The sequence below is a fragment of the Novosphingobium sp. BL-A-41-Hi4A-0G genome, assembly GCF_055521735.1.
Genome location: NZ_CM145501.1, coordinates 2,752,730 through 2,770,673 on the forward strand (window position 1 = coordinate 2,752,730; position 17,944 = coordinate 2,770,673).

Here is a 17,944-nt window from a genome sequence, read left to right on the forward strand (position 1 = left end):
GCAATCCCGACTGGAGACAATTGCCGGGGAAAACTCAGGCGCGAAGTGCAGAGACGAGGAATTCGACGTTGCCCTCAGGCCCGGTGATCGGGCTGCGCACGATGCCCTGCACCTCCCAGCCTTCCCCTTCCAGCCAATCGCGCACTTCCGCGCAGACCCGGTCGTGCAGCGCCGGATCGCGCACCACGCCGCCCTTGCCGACTTCCGCCTTGCCCACCTCGAACTGCGGCTTGATCAGCGCCACCACCTGCGTCGGCCGCGCCGCCAGTGCGAGCGGCACTTCCAGCACCTTGCGCAAGCTGATGAAGCTGGCATCGCACACGACCCAGGTGGCGGGCCGGTCGATATGACCCGTCGTGAGTATCCGTGCGCTGGTCTGCTCGAGCACGGTGACGCGCGGATCCTGCCGCAGCTTCCATGCCAGCTGGTTGGTGCCCGAATCCACCGCAAAGACGTGCTCTGCCCCGCCCTGCAGCAGCACGTCGGTGAAGCCGCCGGTCGAGCTGCCGATGTCCATCGCGGTCACGCCTGCCGGGACGAGCCCGAAATGCTCGATCGCGTGGGCGAGCTTGATCCCGCCGCGCGAAACCCACGGGTGGTCGCGTCCGCGAACCTCGAGCGCGGCCTCTGCCGCCAGCGCTTGCCCCGCCTTGGCAATCTTCGTTTCCCCTGAGAAAACCAGCCCTGCAAGGATCAGCGCCTGTGCCCGCGCCCGGCTTTCGACCAGCCCGCGCTCCACCAGCATCTGGTCGACGCGCAGTTTAGGTGCGCTGGGCTGTTTCGGGGGGCGGGTTGAGGTCACGGCGCGTTCCTTCCATAACTGCGCCATGAAGATCAACCGCGCCAAGCTGTTCGGCCCCGCTTTTTCCTGCACGCTTGCGCTGCTGGCCTCGGCTTGCGCCGCGCCGACGGTCGTGCCGACAGCACCGCCCCCTCCCCCGCCGCGCCCTGCGCCGCCGCCTCCACCACCGCTTCCGGCAACGAGCGTGAAGGACTGGCGGGACGAACCACAGACCCCAGGCAACTGGCGTTACGTGTCCGGTACTGCAATGTTCGGCCCAGGCGATGCCACCTTGTTCGCCATGACTTGCAACCGCACAGCCGGAACGATCAGCCTGATCCGCACCGGAACCTCGCCGGTCGGCCTGCCGATGACGGTCGCCACCTCTACCGAAACCCGCCCGCTTTCCGCCGAACCCGCGCCACAAGGCCAGCCGCAACTGGTCACCACGCTTGCCGCACGTGATCCGCTGCTCGATGCCATGGCCTTCAGCAGGGGGCGTTTCTCGGTCGAGGTCAACGGCTTGCCGACGCTTTACCTGCCCGCTTGGGCCGAAGTCGGGCGCGTGATTGAGGATTGCCGGAAGTAGCGCGCAACCGGTTTCCGGAGACACCATGTTGCAGGCGCGAAGCGGATATACTGACGGCAAATTTTTTTCACGCAAGACTTGTTGTTTGGCCCCGAATGAATCACATTCAAATCAAGGACGGTGAGCCAACGCACTCCCGGCCCAGCAGGCCCAAAAGCCTGTGACTTTGGCTCAACAGCGCGAAAGGAGGTGATCCGATGTCTCATGGTTCAGCAGAGAGGTCGGTACAGTCCCGCGCGAGGCATTATCGCTGAGTTTCGATTTAAGCGATAAAGGCTTCGTGGGCGGCACTTCCGGCCGCTGACCATGCGAAGGGCCGCTTCGGATTGACCGACGCGGCCCTTCACATTTATTACATTCCCCTTGCCTTTCGCGCAACAATAGTTCACGGCGCTTCATCTTCGATTCTAGCGCAAGGACTGCCTCCCCATGGCGAGTGACGCCGAAACCACCAGCCTGACCTTCACGCATCACCCGCACCCGGCACCGGTTGCTGCGGACGTGCGTGCGCAGGTGCTGGCCAACCCCGGCTTCGGCACCGCCTTCACCGATCACATGGTCGAGATCGACTACACCGAAGGGAAAGGCTGGCACGATGCCCGCGTCGTCCCCTATGGCCCGATCGCGCTCGATCCCGCCGCTGCCGTGCTCCATTACGCGCAGGAGATCTTCGAGGGCCTGAAGGCCTACCGCCTCGCAGATGGCGGCATTGCCCTGTTCCGCCCTGAAGCCAACGCCGCCCGCTTCAACGCCTCGGCCCGCCGCCTCGCCATGCCCGAACTGCCCGAGGACGTCTTCGTCGAAGCCGTCCGCCAGCAGGTCATGGCCGACAAGGACTGGTTCCCCACGGTCGAGGGCGGCTCGATGTATCTGCGCCCGTTCATGTTCGCGTCCGAGGCGTTCCTCGGCGTGCGCCCGGCCAGGCAATACAAGTTCATGGTCATCGCCAGCCCGGCCGGTAACTACTTCAAGTCGGGCGCGCCTGCCGTCTCGATCTGGGTCTCGGACTATACCCGCGCCGCGCCCGGCGGCACGGGCGCTGCCAAGTGCGGCGGCAACTACGCTGCCAGCCTCGTCCCCACTGCCGAGGCCTTCTCGCGCGGGCATGACCAGGTGCTGTTCCTCGATGCCGCCGAGCACAAGTGGGTCGAGGAACTGGGCGGCATGAACCTGTTCTTCGTGTTCGACGATGGCTCGATCCTCACGCCCGAACTCACCGGCACGATCCTCCCCGGCATCACCCGCTCGAGCCTGCTCAAGCTCGCCTCCGAGGAAGGCCTGACCGTGCGCGAGGGCCGCTACAGCCTCGACCAGTGGCAGGCCGATGCCGCCTCGGGCAAGCTGGTCGAAACCTTCGCCTGCGGGACCGCCGCCGTCGTCACCCCGGTCGGCAAGGTCGCCAGCCACGCGGGCGAATTCCTGATCGGCTCGGGCGGCCCCGGCCAGCTGACGCAGAAGCTGCGCGCCAAGCTCGTCGGCATCCAGCGCGGCGAAATCGCCGACACCCACGGCTGGGTCACACAGATCGCCTGAACCCAACCACCACTCTGCGCCCCCGCGAAGGCGGGGGCCTCGGTGTTGTTACCGAACCTTGGTGTAAACCGACTGAGTTCCCCGCCTGCGCGGGGACGCAAGCAGCGGGGGCTCAGAAATCGAACTGCGCGCGCATGCCCAGCACGTCGGCGGTGTAGCTCCGGTCCGTCCCCGCCGCGACCGCCGCATCATCGATCCACATGTGGCCGTAGTCGAGGATGAAGCGGACGTAGTCGGTCGGCACCCACAGCAGTGAGGCACCCGCGAGCTGCTGCCGTCCCCCGATCACCCCGTTGTCGTTCAGGTCCAGCCAGTCGTAGCGCACGTTCACCTGCAGCGCGCCAAGCCCGCCCTTGTCGACCCCGTTCTTCGGCTTGATCCGGCCCCAGACGCCTTCGTTGGCCTTGTAGGGCAGCGTGTCGCCCTTGGTCAGGAACATGCCCGCCTCGACATAACCGCCGTTGAACGTCGGGTTGCCAATCCCGCCGGGACGGCCAACCTTCATCCACTGCGATTCCGCCGCGACATGCAGCGGCCCACCGGTCCAGGCGAGTTCCACGCCATAGTTGGTTTCCGAAAGCGCACTGATCGCCTTGGTATCGACGAAGCGGATGTCGGTGGTGTGGGTGAATGGCCGCGCGCGGTAACGCACGGTCGCCGCGCCATCGTTGAGGTCGTGATAGTGCGCCGATCCGCCGATATGCGTCTGCCCGCCGAAGAGCTTGGGCTGGAGGGCAAAGCGGCCGTCGATCGAATAACTGTTGTCGGTATCGGCATTGAGGTCGGTGACGTTGTCCGTGAACACCCCCGCCTGCGCCAGCACCATGCCCTTCTGATACTGCGCCGAAATACCCAGCCGCCGCTCGAACCCGAATGCGGTGTTGAACGCAGCGCGCTCCATGAAGCTGGTGAACAGGTCGGACTCGGTGTCCTCCATCGATTCGAACGGCTTGTGCTGCCCGATCGTCAGCGTCAGGTTCTTGATGCCGGTATATGTGAGGTATACGTCGGTCGGATCAATCGCGCTGCTGCCGATGTCGGCCTCGATGCGATAGCCGAAGTTGCCCGGAATCGTGCCGTCAAAGCCGAAGTAGGCGCGGCGGAACTCCGTCGCCAGGCCCAGGCTCTTGCTGCCGATCGAAGAGGGCGCCATCACCGATGCGGTATCGATCTGCAGGCGCCCGCGTGGCTTGAAGCTCCACTTGCCCGCCTTGGGGTTCTTCGGGTCCACTGGCGATTCGATCTTCGGCCCGCCGTCCCAGCTGATCGCCACCGGCGGCTTGCCCGAAACGGTCGGGGCGGGGATCGCGGCCACGGCAACGGCGGTCGCATCAGTCTTGGCCTTGGCTTCGGCCAGCTGGCCCTGCAGCGCCTGGATCTGCGCCTGCATGGCGTTCATCGCTTCCATCTGGCTCTGCATTTGCGCCTGCATCTGCTGGAGCTGCGCCTGCATCGCCGCCAGATCGGCATTGGACGTCGCGGCCTGCGCCGGGACAGCCCAGCCTGCGGCACAGGCAAGGGCAGTGATCGAGACGCGCGTCATATGCTTCATGATGATTCCCTGGAGTGTTCCGTCGGACGATGGCCAAATATGTCCATTATGTTACATTTTGTTGACGGTCATCTTGCTGATTTGTCGCGAACCCTCCCAACTGCCCCCGAGGTTGCCTTCCCGCCCCCGCCGTGGCATCGCTTTGGACACGCGTTAACCGCCCGGTTAGGCGGCTGATGGAGACAGTTCACATGAGCATTTCGTTCGAAGGCCGCGTCGCGATCGTCACCGGCGCAGGCGGTGGTCTCGGCCGCGCCTACGCGCTCGAACTCGCCCGCCGCGGTGCGAAAGTCGTGGTCAACGATCTTGGCGGTTCGCGCGATGGCACCGGCCATTCCGACGCTGCGCTCAAGGTCGTCGAGGAAATCGAGGCGATGGGCGGGCAGGCCATGTCCAACGGCGGCTCGGTCACCGAATACGATCAGATGGTCGAGATGGTCGCAAAGGCCAAGGAGCGCTGGGGCGGCGTCCACGTGCTGATCAACAACGCCGGCATCCTGCGCGACAAGAGCTTCACCAAGATGGACCCGGCCGATTTCGAGACAGTGGTCAAAGTCCACCTGATCGGCTCTGCCTTCGCCACCAAGGCCTGCTGGGACCTTATGCGCGAACAGAACTACGGCCGCATCCTGATGACCGCCTCGTCCTCGGGTCTGTTCGGCAACTTCGGCCAGGCCAACTACGGCGCGGCCAAACTGGGCGTCGCTGGCCTCACCAAGACGCTTTACCTCGAAGGCGCGAAGAACAACATCAAGGTCAACACGCTGGCCCCCGTCGCCGCCACGCGCATGACCGAGGACATCTTCCCCGAAGAGGCCTTCAAGCTGTTCAACCCCGAAAGCGTCGTCCCCGCCGCGCTGTTCCTCGTCTCGGAAGACGCCCCCACCAACGCCATCGTCGGCGCGGGCGCGGGCGGCTACCACTCGTCGTGGGTCACGATGAACAAGGGCGTCCTCCTGCCCCCCGCAGACCAGACCGTCGAAGGCTTCGCCGCCAACTGGGACAAGATCAGCGACCGCACGGACGACTTCGTACCGCGCTCAGGGCCGGAACAGGCGCAGGTGATCATCGGCCAGCTGCAGGCGGCGATGAAGGGGTAGGTGTTCAAATCCTCCCTGTTTTTGCGAAGCACAAACGGGGAGGTGGCAGGCACCGCAGGTGACTGACGGAGGGGTGGCAGCCCCTTCACCCCCAGCTTCGCTGAGGGTCCCCCTCCCCATTTGCACCTGCGGCGAAAATTGGGAGGATTTGGCCTAAGCCGACCGCAACACCACCACGATCCCACCTTCAGGCACCTCACCCCCCGCCAGCACACGCACCGCATCGGCCCGCGCGCGTGAAAGCACCTCCGGCGCAACGCCAGCATCGTGCACCACCACATCCGCCTGCCCGAGCAGCCGCGCGGCGCGTAGCGTAAGGTCCTCGGGGTCGTTCGACGTCAGCACGATCTCGAACCGGCCTGACTGTCCTTCCGCGCCCGAAGCGAGCCATTCGCCAACCTTCGCCTCGCTCCCGGTGCGAAACAGGTCGAGCTCCCCGCCCTCGTCCAGCGCCGCATCCAATGCGCGGCGGCGGTCGGCTACCGAAGCCCAGCGCTTACGCATCCCTTCGCGCGCCTCTTCCAGCGCGCGGGCCAACGCTCCAAGCCCTTGCGGCAGCAGGCGCTCCAGCCGCAGGCGCAGGATCTTGGCCAGGCCCGCAGAGGCTCCGCCCGTACCCACCGCGATCAGCACCGGGTCACGGTCGAGGATCGAAGGCGTGGTGAAATCGCACAGTTCGGGCCGGTCGACCACGTTGACCAGCAGGCCTGCACAGCGCAACCGGATCGCATCGCCTTGCGCCATGTCGGGATTGTCATGCGCGATGAAGGCCAGCCGCGCGCCGTCGTCGATCCCGGCATTGATCTCGCGATAGATCACCCCGCCCGCGCGCTCGATCAGCCGCTGCTTGGCCGCAGCCGCATCCCCCTCGCCCAGAAGGATCACCGGCTGCCCTGCGATGCGGTGGAACAGGGGGAGGCTATGCAGGGTCATCGTGGTGCAATCACGGTTTGCGCCAGCGTCCTTCGACAGGCTCAGGACGAGCGGAGGTGGGATCTCAAATCCCTTATCCGCTCATGCTGGGCTTGTCGAAGCATGCCAGCATCACCTGCCCCTTCAGGCAAGCCACTCCGGCACGCGTTCTGCGGCCAGAATCGTGGCGGGATCGATGCGGTCGGCCACCACGGCCCACTTGTCGCCATCCACCATCACTTCAGGCACCAGGGGCCGCGAGTTGTAGGTGTTGGCCATCGTCGCGCCGTAAGCGCCAGCCGTGCGGAACACGGCGAGGTCACCGCGCCCGACCTTGTCGATGGTGCGGGCCATGGCAAAAGTGTCCGAGCTTTCGCAGATCGGACCGACAATGTTAGCGGTGAAAGTCTCGCCCTTCGGCTCGACGGCGACGAAATCATGCCACGCATCATAGAGCGCCGGGCGCGCCAGATCGTTCATCGCTGCATCGACCACGACCCACGGATTGCTCGCACCTTCCTTCACGCGGATGACTTCGGTCACCAGCACGCCGGTGTTGCCGGTGATCACCCGGCCCGGTTCGAACATCAGCGTCACGCCCCAATTGCCGGTCACGCGCGCGACCATCGCGGCATATTCGGCAGGCTGCGGGAAAACCTCGCCCGCCTTGTAGGGCACACCCACGCCGCCGCCGAGGTCCATGTGCGTGACGGTGTGGCCCGCCGCGCGGATCTCTTCCATCAGCCCGCCGACCTTGTTGAAGGCGGCTTCCAGTGGCTCGAGCTTGGACAGCTGGCTACCGATGTGCAGCGTGAGCCCCCGCATGTTGAGACCCGGCGTCGTCGCCAGACGGCCATAGATCGCGGCGGCACGGTCGAACGGAACGCCGAACTTGTTCTCGGCCTTGCCGGTGGAGATCTTGCCGTGCGTTCCGGCGTCAACGTCCGGGTTCACGCGCAGCGCTGCCGAGGCGACCTTGCCCATGGACGCGGCGATTTCCGCCAGTTCCAGACCTTCTTCCTCGCTCTCGAGGTTGAACTGGCCGATCCCGGCCTCGAGGCCACGGCGCATCTCGGCAGCGGTCTTGCCAACGCCGGAAAACACGATGCCATCGGGCACCATGCCAGCCGCCAGCGCGCGCTCCATTTCGCCGCCCGAGACGACATCGGCGCCATAGCCTTCGGCGGCCAGCACCTTGAGCACGGCAAGGTTCGGGTTGGACTTCACCGCAAAGGCGATCTTCACATCGCGCAGCACGCCCAGCGCATCGCGGAATACGCGGGCGTGGCGCGTCAACGTGGCGCGCGAATAGACATAGACAGGCGTGCCGACTTCCGCCGCGATCACCGGCAGGGGCACGTTCTCGGCATGGAGAACGCCGTTATTCAGTTCAAAATGGTCCATCGGAGTAACTCAGTCTTCGGGAGGCAGGTCGAAAGGATCGTCTTCGCGATCCTGCGAGCGGCGACGCGGCTCGACATTGCGCGCAGGGGCTGCCTGCGCGGGGGGTTTGAGCAGGTCGTCCGCGCCCGGCTGGACCTCGCGGCCATAGGGGATCGGCGGCGGCGTCTGGTCCGGCGCCAGTTTCAGTTCGGCCCGATTGCCGCACCCCGCCAAGGCGAGCGCGCCAAATGTGCCGATCAGAAAAGTGCGCGAGAGCTTCAAGCCGATTCCTCCAGCCCCAGCGCCACGCGCGCTTGGGCCACGCGCTTCCTTACCTCGTCCGGCGCGGTTCCGCCATGGCTGCAACGCGCCGCCACGCTCGCCTCGACCGAAAGCGCGGCATAGACGCGATCGTCGATACGCTCGTCGATGGCTTTCAGGTCCTCGATCGAGAGCTGATCGAGCGCGATGCCCCGCGATTCGGCAAGTTTCACCGCAGAGCCGGTGATGTGGTGCGCCTCACGGAACGGGATGTTGGCCTGCCGCACCAGCCAGTCGGCAAGGTCCGTAGCCGTGGCATAGCCGAGTTCGGCGGCAGCGCGCATCCGGTCGGTGCGGAACGTCGCCTCGGCCACCATCCCGGTCATCGCCGCGATGGACAGGGCGAGCAGGCTCGCGGCTTCGAAGACCGGCGGCTTATCGTCCTGCATGTCCTTCGAATAGGCCAGCGGCAGGCCCTTCATCGTGATCATCAGCGCGGTCAGGCACCCGACGATCCGCCCCGAATGGCCACGCACCAGTTCTGCGGCATCGGGGTTCTTCTTCTGCGGCATGATGCTGCTGCCGGTCGATAGGCTGTCGGGCAGCGTCACGAAGCCGAAGGGCTGGCTCGCCCAGATGATGAACTCTTCGGCCAGCCGCGAAAGGTGCAGCGAACACTGCGCGGCGGCCATCAGGTAATCGAGCGCAAAGTCGCGGTCGGACACGGAATCGAGGCTGTTGTCGGTCGGCCCGTCAAAGCCCAGCGCCTCGGCGGTGCGGAAGCGATCGATGGGAAAGCCGGTGCCGGCCAGCGCCGCCGCACCCAGCGGGCTGCGGTTCATCCGCACCCGCGCATCGGCAAAGCGCGAGCGGTCGCGCCCGATCATCTCGTAATAGGCCATGAGGTGGTGGCCGAGCGTCACCGGCTGCGCGGTCTGCAGGTGCGTGAAGCCGGGCATGATGCTGCCCGAATGCTCGCCCGCGCGGGAGACCAGCGCGAGTTGCAGCTGCTTCAGGCCAAGCTCGGCCTGATCCATCGCATCGCGCACCCAAAGGCGGAAGTCGGTGGCAACCTGATCATTGCGGCTGCGTGCAGTGTGCAGACGCCCGGCCGCCGGGCCGATCAGTTCGGCAAGGCGGCTTTCGGTGGTCATGTGGATGTCTTCGAGGTCCCAGTTCTCGGGCACCCCGTTGGCCTCGTACTCTGCCGCAACCTGATCCAGCCCGCTGGCGATCAGCGACGCATCCTCGGCCGAGACGATGCCTTGCGCGCCGAGCATGTCCACATGGGCCTTTGACGCGGCGATGTCCTGCCGCCACAAGGCCTTGTCGAAGGGAATCGAGGCATTGATCTCGCGCATGATCGCCGAGGGACCGCCTGCGAAGCGCCCGCCCCACATCTGGTTGGAGCCCGAATTGTCGCCCATGTCCGTCCGTTCACTGAAAGTGCTGATGCTGGTCCCGGCGCTCGCCGTCGCGGGGTGCGATAGGCAAGCCGCGCCCGACTCGCAACCGCAGAGCAGCACGGCACCTACGGAATCTGCCGCAAAGGGCGAATTCAACGGCACGCTCGACATCGCCAACCGCGGCAAGGACATGCCCGACTTCACCGTGACGGACCCGTCGGGCAAGACGCTGAAACTGCGCGATCTCAAAGGCACGCCGGTCCTCGTCAACCTCTGGGCCACCTGGTGCGGCCCCTGCGTCCTCGAAATGCCGATGCTCGACAAGCTGGCCGCCGACAACGCCGGAAAACTCCGCGTCCTCACGGTATCGCAAGACATCGAAGGCGGGGCCAAGGTCGCGCCGTTCTACGCTGAGAAGAAGTTCGCCAAGCTCGAACCCTGGCTCGACACCGAAAACAACCTCGGCTTCTTCTACGCGACGGGAATGCTGCCGACGACGGTGCTTTACGATGCGCAAGGCAAGGAAGTCTGGCGGATGATCGGGGCGCATGACTGGTCGGGTCCACGCACCGCCGCGATGCTTGCCGAGACCCTCGAGAAATAGGGCGTTTGCTCAGGGGAGTTGGCCCTTTGCCCTGAAGAGTTGGGGGAGAGTTGCCCTAGAGTTCAGGAGAGTTGGAAACGGAATGGTTTGACATTCGCCCGCGCCTCACTAGAGCGGCCGGCGGGCCACGCGGTCCCAACGCCGCGCGTGCTCTCTGTAAGGAGAGACTACATGTCTGCTACGATTCCGGCTCGCAAGCCTGCGCGCCCCTATTTCTCGTCCGGCCCCTGCGCCAAGCCGCCCGGATACTCCCCCGAAAAGCTCGCCACCGAATCGCTGGGCCGGTCACACCGCGCCAAGATCGGCAAGACGCGCCTGCAGTACTGCATCGACCTGATGCGCGAAGTGCTGCAGCTGCCCGATACGCACCGTATCGGCATCGTTCCGGGGTCTGACACCGGCGCTTTCGAGATGGCGATGTGGACGATGCTGGGCGCCCGCCCCGTCACGACGCTGGCATGGGAATCGTTCGGTGAAGGTTGGGTCACCGATGCCGCCAAGCAGCTGAAGCTCGATCCCACGATCCTGCGCGCCGATTATGGCCAGATCCCCGATCTGAACGCGATTGACTGGTCGAACGACGTGCTGTTCACCTGGAACGGCACCACTTCGGGCGTGCGCGTGCCGAACGCCGATTTCATCCCTGCTGACCGCGAGGGCCTGTCCTTCGCCGATGCCACCTCGGCAGTCTTCGCCTACGACATCGACTGGTCGAAGATCGACGTTGCCACCTTCTCCTGGCAGAAGGTCCTTGGCGGCGAAGGCGGCCACGGCGTGCTGATCCTCGGCCCCCGCGCTGTCGAACGGCTTGAAACCTACACGCCAGCATGGCCGCTGCCCAAGGTGTTCCGCCTTGTTTCCAAGGGCAAGCTGGCCGAAGGCGTGTTCAAGGGCGAGACGATCAACACCCCCTCGATGCTCGCGGTCGAAGACGCGATCTTCGCACTCGAATGGGCGAAGGACCTTGGCGGGCTGAAGGGCCTGCAGGCGCGCAGTGATGCCAATGCGGCAGCGCTGAACAAGATCGTTGAAGAGCGTTCGTGGCTCTCGCACCTCGCCGCTGACGAAGCGACCCGGTCGAAGACCTCGGTCTGCCTCTCGGTCGAAGGCGCGGATGCTGACTTCATCAAGAAGTTTGCAGCCCTCCTCGAAAAGCAGGGCGCAGCCTACGACATCGCCGGTTACCGCGATGCCCCGGCTGGCCTGCGCATCTGGTGCGGCGCGACCGTCAACGCCGAGGACATCGCCGACCTCGGCCCGTGGCTCGACTGGGCCTACGAGACGACCAAGGCGGAACTCGCCGCGGCCTGATTTGTGGGGACTTGCGCCCCCGCGAAAGCGGGGGCCTCCCCCGGCACGCAATTACCCCCGCGTAACAACATCAAGGTCCCCGTCTTCGCGGGGACGCACGGATTGGATCGAAACATGACCAAGCCCAAGGTTCTCATTTCCGACAAGATGGACCCCAATGCCGCCCGCATCTTTACCGAGATGGGCTGCGACGTTGATGTGATCACCGGCGAGACGCCTGAACAGCTGATCGCGCGCATCGGCGAGTACGATGGCCTCGCCATCCGCTCGTCCACCAAGGTGACCAAGGCGATCCTCGATGCCGCCACCAACCTCAAGGTCATCGGCCGCGCCGGGATCGGCGTCGACAATGTCGACATTCCCTACGCCTCGTCCAAGGGCGTGGTGGTGATGAACACCCCGTTCGGCAACTCGATCACCACCGCCGAACACGCCATCGCCATGATCTTCGCGCTCGCCCGCCAGATCCCCGAAGCCAACGCGCAGACCCAGGCGGGCCTGTGGCCGAAGAACGGCTTCATGGGCGTTGAAGTGACCGGCAAGACGCTCGGCCTGATCGGCGCGGGCAACATCGGCTCTATCGTCGCCTCGCGCGCATTGGGCCTCAAGATGAAGGTCGTCGCCTTCGACCCGTTCCTGACGCCCGAGCGCGCCGTGGAAATGGGCGTTGAAAAGGCCGATCTCGATACGCTGCTGGCCAAGGCGGACTTCATCACGCTGCACACGCCGCTGACCGACCAGACCCGCAACATCCTCTCGGCCGAGAACATCGCCAAGTGCAAGAAGGGCGTGCGCATCGTGAACTGCGCGCGTGGCGGCCTGATCGACGAAGCCGCGCTGAAGGCTGCGCTGGATTTGGGCCAGGTGGCAGGTGCCGCGCTCGACGTGTTCGAGACCGAGCCCGCCAAGGAATCGCCGCTGTTCGGCACGCCGAACTTCATCTGCACCCCGCACCTCGGTGCGAGCACGACCGAAGCGCAGGTCAACGTTGCCCTGCAAGTGGCCGAGCAGATGGCCGATTTCCTCGTCACCGGCGGTGTCACCAACGCGCTCAACATGCCTTCGCTCTCGGCCGAGGAAGCGCCGAAGCTCAAGCCCTACATGGCGCTGGCTGAAAAGCTCGGCAAGCTGGTCGGCCAGCTCGCGCACGACAACCTGACCAAGATCGCCATCGAGGTTGAAGGTGCCGCCGCGCAGCTCAACCAGAAGCCGATCACTGCTGCGGTGCTCGCTGGCCTGATGAGCCAGTATTCGCAGAGCGTGAACATGGTCAACGCGCCGTTCCTCGCCAAGGAGCGCGGGCTCGACGTGCGCGAAGTGCGCCATGATCGCGAAGGCGAATACCGCACGCTGGTGCGCGTCACCGTCAGCACTTCGCAGGGCGAACGTTCGGTTGCGGGCACGCTGTTCGGCAACGGCCAGCCGCGCCTTGTCGAGATCTTCGGCATCGGCATCGAAGCCGATCTCGACGGCGACATGCTCTACATCGTCAACTCCGACGCGCCGGGCTTCATCGGCCGCATCGGCACGCTGCTGGGCGCGAACGAGATCAACATCGGCACCTTCCACCTTGGCCGCCGCGAAGCCGGTGGCGAGGCGGTGCTGCTGCTCTCGCTCGACAACCCGGTACCGCAGGACGTGCTCAAGCAGGCCTGCGACATCCAGGGCGTCCGCACGGTCAAGGCGCTGAACTTCGTCTGATCGGACGCCAGTGTGAAATCGAGGGGCGGGTGCAGAAATGCGCCCGCCTTTTGGTTTCTCGCAGAGACGCAGAGGAAGCAGAGAGCGCAGAGAGGTTGCGCTCGCGGCGAAGCCGCACTTCCGAACGGGTGATCGCGCCAAACGCGAGGTTTTAGGGAGAAGCGGCCTTGCGGCCGGGAGTGCCCTCTTTGCGCTCTCTGTTTCCTCTGCGTCTCTGCGAGAAACACAACAAAGCCGAACCTCGCAAATCACGCGAGGGTTCGACATTTCCCTACCTTGCCGCTAAGCGCCCCAACCATGACCGACGTTGATTCCAGCTTGCTGCCCGAGGGGCTTGAGGACCGCCTGCCTGCCGAGGCGGCGACCACCACGCGCGTGATGCGCAGCATTCAGGACGTGATGCACGGCCACGGCTATGACCGCGTGCTGCCGCCGATGATCGAGTTCGAAAAGAGCCTCGCCGCACGGATGGCGGGTATCCAGTCCCGCCGCATGTTCCGCTTCACCGATCCGTCGAGCCTGCGGATGATGGGCCTGCGTTCGGATCACACCCCGCAGATCGGCCGCATCGCGCAGACGCGGCTGGCCGAAGCGGCGCGCCCCCTTCGGCTGATGTATGCGGGTCAGGTGCTGACCATCAAGAGCGACGGGCTGAACCCGGCGCGCGAGAAGCTGCAGTGCGGTGCCGAACTCGTCGGCGCGGACAATCTGGCGGCGGCGACCGAGATCGTCTCAATCGCGGTCGAGGCCCTGCAGGCGGCAGGCGCGCGCGGCGTCAGCGTCGATTTCACCCTGCCCGATCTGGTCGATACGCTGGCCGCCAAGGCCTTCCCGCTTGAGGCAGGACAGATCGAGGCGGTACGGCGCGAGCTGGACACCAAGGATGCGGGCGGCCTGCGCGATGTGGGCGGCGAGGCCTATGTGCCGCTGCTCTACGCCACCGGCGAGTTCGACAGCGCCATCGAGAAGCTGTGCGAAATCGACGCGGGCGGTGCGCTCGCCTCGCGCATCGCCGCGCTCAGGCAGATCGCCGCGAGCCTGAACGGCGCAGCGCGGCTGACGCTCGATCCCAGCGAGCGCCACGGCTTCGAATACCAGACCTGGTTCGGTTTCACCCTCTACGCCGAAGGCGCGCGCGGGCCAGTGGGACGCGGCGGTACCTATCGCATTGCGGGGAACGGCAAGGACGAGGCGGCGACCGGGTTCTCGCTCTACCCCGACGCGCTGATCGACCTGCTCTCGGCCAGCGAAACGCCGGAGGATCGCGTGTTCCTTCCGCTGGGGCATGATCGTGATGAGGCAGCGCGGTTGCGGTCGATTGGCTGGCGCACCGTGGCGGCGTTGAGCGATGTGGACAGTGCGCAGGGGTTGGGCTGCACGCATGTTCTGGGGGTTAGCGGGCCGGTCAAGGTTTGAACGCAGCACCAATCCTCCCTGTTTTTCCGAAGGACAAACGGGGAGGTGGCATTCGCGGCAGCGAATGACGGAGGGGTTTCTTTCCCCCTCCACCACCAGCTTCGCTGGCGGTCCCCCTCCCCATTTGCACCTGCGGTAAAATCGGGGAGGATTTTGACTACCGCGCAAACACCCCCTTCAACCACGCATCCATCACCGGTGTCGCTGGATAATCCGACTCACCCAGCTTGCGGTTGATTTCGGCGTGGCCCTGGAGGCCGGTGCCGGGGAAGCTGCCGTATTCGACGTTCACGCCTGCCTTCTTCAGCGCCGCGCCGAGGTCCTGCGCCTGTGCCACGCCGTCCTTTCGCTGGACATGGAGGAGGAGGAAACGCGGGGCGTTGGGGGCGGCGGCGTGGTAGGTGGGGGATAGCGCCTTCTGGCGGGCGGGGTCGGTGCCGAAGGCCTGCTTATAGGTATCGGCCATCATGCGGCCGGCCTGTTCCATCTGCCTGGGCACGTCATAGGCCGCGCCGTCGTTGGGCATCACGCCGTCGATATCGGCGAAGGACAGGCCCGCCTTGCGCAAGTATTGCTCGTCGGTGCCGACCAGCGCGACGAGGTGTGCGCCCGCGCTGTGGCCGGTGATGACGACCTTGCTGCGATCGATGTTCAGCTTATCGGCGCGGGCCAGCAGGTATGCCAGCGCCTGCGCCACGTCGCTCGCCTGTTGTTCGACCGTGGCAGCGGGCACGAGGCGGTAGTTGATCGATGCGAAGGCATAGCCCTGATCGCGCAAGTGGCCGGGCAGGGCATTGCCCATCGCGGTGTCCTTGCTCCCGCGCTTCCACCCGCCGCCGTGGACGTAAAGCACGAGCGGCACCTTCGGCTTGGGGGCGATGTCGATAGTGACAGGGGCCCAGAAGTCCATGACCTGCAGGGGATCGGTGCCGTAGGAGAACGTCTGCGCACCCGGCGCACGTTCGCGCTTGGCAGAGCCTTCGGCGCGTTGTTCCATGCGCTTGGCAATGCGTTCGCGCAATCGCTCGCCGGGGCGGGCTTCCGCCAGCCCTGCGCCGAGAATGACCAATGCCGCCGCGCCTGCGAGTCCTATCCGCTTCATGCCGTGACCTCACCGTTATCCCTGAGCGGGAAAACTGATGGGCCACGGCTTTATCTGCGATGAACCGTTGGCCTCAGAAGCTGACCCTCGCGCTGATACGGATGTCGCGGCCTGCCAGCGGGGCGAAGTCCTTGAGGACGGAGGCATGGCGGCGGGCGTCGACATCGAAGATGTTGTTGGCCGAAAGCGCGAAGGAGAGCGGACGCTCGTTGCCCCATGGGCGGAAGTTCACCTCGGCATTGACCATGGTGAAGCTGGCCGTGGGCGTCTCGAAATTGGCGAGGCGCGGCTGGCTGTCGCTCCATTCCACCTCGCCGCGCAGATCGAGCTTCTCGCCCTTCAGGCCGAGGCCGCCAAGGAGGCGCAAGGGCGGGATGCGCGGTGCGGGGCCGACGCCTTCGATCTGCGCGTGGACATAGTCGGCCACGCCATCGGCGACGAGATCAAAGTCTCCCACCTTGGCGAGATTGACCGTGCCCTGCAGTTCGAAGCCGTAGTAGCGCGCCCGCCCTTGCGTGAACTGGAACACCGGCAAGCCGTCCTCGACCGCGCCGGTCTGGCTCTCGTAGATGAAGTTGTCGAACCAGTTGTGATAGACCGAGGCTTCGAGCGTATAGCCGGGGCCGGAGCCGCGCAGCACGCCTTCGAGGCCCCAGGCGCGTTCGGTCTTGAAATCTGGGCTGCCGACTTCGAAGGCCTGCGTGCCTGCGTGGGGGCCGTTGGCGAAGAGTTCCTCCGCCGATGGCGCGCGGACGGTGCGGCTGAGGTTGACGCCCAAGCGCCAGCCATCGGCAAAGCCGTAGGACGCGCCCGCCGAGCCGGAAAGCGTATCGAAGGTGCGCTTGCCGTTGAAGAACTGCGGCTGGTCGGGCAGCGGCTTGGCCTCGAGCACGGTGTGTTCGTAGCGCGCGCCGCCTTCGAGCTTCAGCGCGCCGAGTTCGATCTGCTGGAGGGTGAACAGCCCGAGCTGCTGGGTGGAGCTCTTGGGCAGGAAGGCCTCATCCCCGATCACGTTGAAATCGCGCGCGAAGTACTGGACGCCGCTTGCGCCCTTCCATGCGCCTTGATCGGCCTGGACCATTTCGACGCGGCCCTCGAGGCCCTTGTTGTAGAAGGCGGTGCCGATGGCGCCATCGGGCTCCAGTTCGAAGTGGCGGTAGGAGGCGAATCCGGCGCGGGCCTTGATCGACTTGAGGAAGCCGCCGCCGGTCTCGACCTCGGCGCGAAGATCCACACGGTCCTGCTTGACGTCGAGGCGGGGTGCTTCCTGTTCCTCGCCGGGGCGGATGGCGTAGCGGGTGGGGATGCCGTAGAGGCTGTCGTAGTGGCTGTAGGAAATGCCGAGGTTGCCGGTGTCGGTGATCAGCGCCGCGCCGACGCCTGCGGTCCATGTCTCGGCAGCGGAGTTGGGCAGGCGGCCCTTGAGCGCGGCGTTGGCGGCGAAGTCGATGCCTTCGTCGATCTGGTCGGCGGTTTCTGTGCCGGCATTGGCACGCGCGACGGCGCGGGCAGAGGGTGCCAGCACGTAGTCGCCGACGCGCAAGTTGCCGGTCTTGAGATAGCTGCCGTCGGCGTGGACGACGAACTTGTCGCCCACCGGCACGTCGACTGCACCGCCGATGGAGCGCTCGTCCGCTGCAGAGCCATAGGTCGCCATGGCGTCTACATGGGCGGCTTCATCGGGGACGACGCGCGGGATGCGCTTGTCGATCACGTTGACCACGCCGCCGATGGCCGAGGAGCCGAATAGCAAAGTGGCGGGGCCGCGCAGAACTTCGATGCGTTCTGCCAGTAGCGGGTCGATCACCACGGCATGGTCGGCGCTGGTGTTCGAGACGTCGAACGCGCCGATGCCGTCGGTCAGGATGCGCACGCGCTCGCCCTGCAGGCCGCGCAGTACCGGGCGCGAGGCGTTGGGGCCGAACGAGGTGGCCGAAACGCCGGGTGTGCGATCAAGCGTCTCGCCGATGGTCGGGCGGATCGACTGGGCGAGTTCCTGGCCCTGCAGCACCGAAACGCCGGAGATTATGTCAGCCCGGTCGCGGTTGAATGCGGCGGTCACGACGATTTGCGGCGGCGTCTGCGCGTGGCTGTCGGTCTGTTCGTCGGCCGCGGGCGCAGGAGCTTGCTGGGCCATGGCCGGTACGTTGAGAAATGCGGCACCGAGGAGAAGAGCGGAAAGACGCATGGATAATCCTTGCATGAAAGCGACCTTGCCGCCGGCCTTTGCGGGCGTGCGGCGCTGGCGGCTCCATACGCTGCGTCAAACGATGTTACAAGATATCATTACGTT

15 protein-coding genes are annotated in these 17,944 nt (G+C 65.6%); 7 read left to right on the forward strand and 8 right to left on the reverse strand.

Annotated elements, in window-relative coordinates; genetic code table 11:
- Positions 1 to 34 precede the first annotated feature (34 nt).
- Positions 35 to 745, reverse strand: coding sequence for a TlyA family RNA methyltransferase (locus ACZ1JX_RS13275; protein WP_465126416.1), 711 nt, complete (start codon positions 743 to 745; stop codon positions 35 to 37).
- Positions 746 to 827: 82 nt separating this feature from the next.
- On the opposite strand from ACZ1JX_RS13275, the gene ACZ1JX_RS13280 reads away from it, so the two are divergent.
- A complete protein-coding gene (locus ACZ1JX_RS13280; RefSeq protein ID WP_465123997.1) occupies positions 828 to 1,370 on the forward strand; it encodes a hypothetical protein in 543 nt (180 codons plus the stop codon).
- A gap of 429 nt (positions 1,371 to 1,799) precedes the next feature.
- Complete coding sequence (locus ACZ1JX_RS13285; RefSeq protein WP_465123998.1) at positions 1,800 to 2,903, forward strand: branched-chain amino acid aminotransferase; 1,104 nt, start codon at positions 1,800 to 1,802, stop codon at positions 2,901 to 2,903.
- A gap of 112 nt (positions 2,904 to 3,015) precedes the next feature.
- Here the strand turns inward: ACZ1JX_RS13285 and ACZ1JX_RS13290 are convergent, their stop codons facing one another.
- The gene (locus tag ACZ1JX_RS13290) at positions 3,016 to 4,455 is read right to left on the reverse strand and encodes an OprO/OprP family phosphate-selective porin (protein ID WP_465123999.1); all 1,440 of its coding nucleotides are present in this window, start codon (positions 4,453 to 4,455) and stop codon (positions 3,016 to 3,018) included.
- 191 nt (positions 4,456 to 4,646) lie between these two features.
- Between ACZ1JX_RS13290 and ACZ1JX_RS13295 the strand changes: the two genes are divergently transcribed.
- Positions 4,647 to 5,555 carry an SDR family NAD(P)-dependent oxidoreductase gene (locus tag ACZ1JX_RS13295; RefSeq protein ID WP_465124000.1) on the forward strand — a complete coding sequence of 303 codons (909 nt, stop codon included), beginning with the start codon at positions 4,647 to 4,649 and terminating at the stop codon, positions 5,553 to 5,555.
- Between the two features lie 153 nt (positions 5,556 to 5,708).
- Here the strand turns inward: ACZ1JX_RS13295 and ACZ1JX_RS13300 are convergent, their stop codons facing one another.
- The 4 genes from ACZ1JX_RS13300 to argH all read right to left on the reverse strand — a co-directional run bounded on the left by ACZ1JX_RS13300 (position 5,709) and on the right by argH (position 9,538).
- Complete coding sequence (locus tag ACZ1JX_RS13300) at positions 5,709 to 6,488, reverse strand: precorrin-2 dehydrogenase/sirohydrochlorin ferrochelatase family protein (protein WP_465124001.1); 780 nt, start codon at positions 6,486 to 6,488, stop codon at positions 5,709 to 5,711.
- Positions 6,489 to 6,611: 123 nt separating this feature from the next.
- Entirely contained in the window at positions 6,612 to 7,871 is a 1,260-nt protein-coding gene (gene lysA / locus ACZ1JX_RS13305; RefSeq protein ID WP_465124002.1) for a diaminopimelate decarboxylase, read from the reverse strand.
- Positions 7,872 to 7,880: 9 nt separating this feature from the next.
- Positions 7,881 to 8,132: a hypothetical protein gene (locus tag ACZ1JX_RS13310; protein ID WP_144907445.1), complete on the reverse strand. Its 252-nt coding sequence runs from the start codon at positions 8,130 to 8,132 to the stop codon at positions 7,881 to 7,883.
- Positions 8,129 to 9,538, reverse strand: a complete 1,410-nt coding sequence (argH, locus tag ACZ1JX_RS13315) for an argininosuccinate lyase (RefSeq protein ID WP_465124003.1) — start codon at positions 9,536 to 9,538, stop codon at positions 8,129 to 8,131. Before argH ends, ACZ1JX_RS13310 begins: the two co-directional genes overlap by 4 nt.
- Here argH and ACZ1JX_RS13320 point away from each other — a divergent pair.
- The 4 genes from ACZ1JX_RS13320 to ACZ1JX_RS13335 all read left to right on the forward strand — a co-directional run bounded on the left by ACZ1JX_RS13320 (position 9,537) and on the right by ACZ1JX_RS13335 (position 14,549).
- Positions 9,537 to 10,121, forward strand: coding sequence for a TlpA family protein disulfide reductase (locus ACZ1JX_RS13320; RefSeq protein WP_465124004.1), 585 nt, complete (start codon positions 9,537 to 9,539; stop codon positions 10,119 to 10,121). The genes argH and ACZ1JX_RS13320 overlap by 2 nt on opposite strands.
- A gap of 171 nt (positions 10,122 to 10,292) precedes the next feature.
- Entirely contained in the window at positions 10,293 to 11,432 is a 1,140-nt protein-coding gene (locus ACZ1JX_RS13325; protein WP_144907446.1) for a phosphoserine transaminase, read from the forward strand.
- A gap of 114 nt (positions 11,433 to 11,546) precedes the next feature.
- Positions 11,547 to 13,133, forward strand: a complete 1,587-nt coding sequence (serA, locus tag ACZ1JX_RS13330) for a phosphoglycerate dehydrogenase (protein WP_465124005.1) — start codon at positions 11,547 to 11,549, stop codon at positions 13,131 to 13,133.
- Between the two features lie 297 nt (positions 13,134 to 13,430).
- Positions 13,431 to 14,549 (forward strand): ATP phosphoribosyltransferase regulatory subunit, encoded by a 1,119-nt coding sequence (locus tag ACZ1JX_RS13335; protein WP_465124006.1) that lies wholly within the window; start codon positions 13,431 to 13,433, stop codon positions 14,547 to 14,549.
- Positions 14,550 to 14,706: 157 nt separating this feature from the next.
- On the opposite strand, the gene ACZ1JX_RS13340 is transcribed toward ACZ1JX_RS13335, so the two are convergent.
- Both ACZ1JX_RS13340 and ACZ1JX_RS13345 read right to left on the reverse strand, forming a co-directional pair.
- Positions 14,707 to 15,651, reverse strand: coding sequence for an alpha/beta hydrolase (locus ACZ1JX_RS13340; protein ID WP_465124007.1), 945 nt, complete (start codon positions 15,649 to 15,651; stop codon positions 14,707 to 14,709).
- 73 nt (positions 15,652 to 15,724) lie between these two features.
- On the reverse strand, positions 15,725 to 17,839 hold the full coding sequence (locus tag ACZ1JX_RS13345) for a TonB-dependent receptor domain-containing protein (protein ID WP_465124008.1): 2,115 nt from the start codon (positions 17,837 to 17,839) through the stop codon (positions 15,725 to 15,727).
- Positions 17,840 to 17,944: the final 105 nt, after the last annotated feature.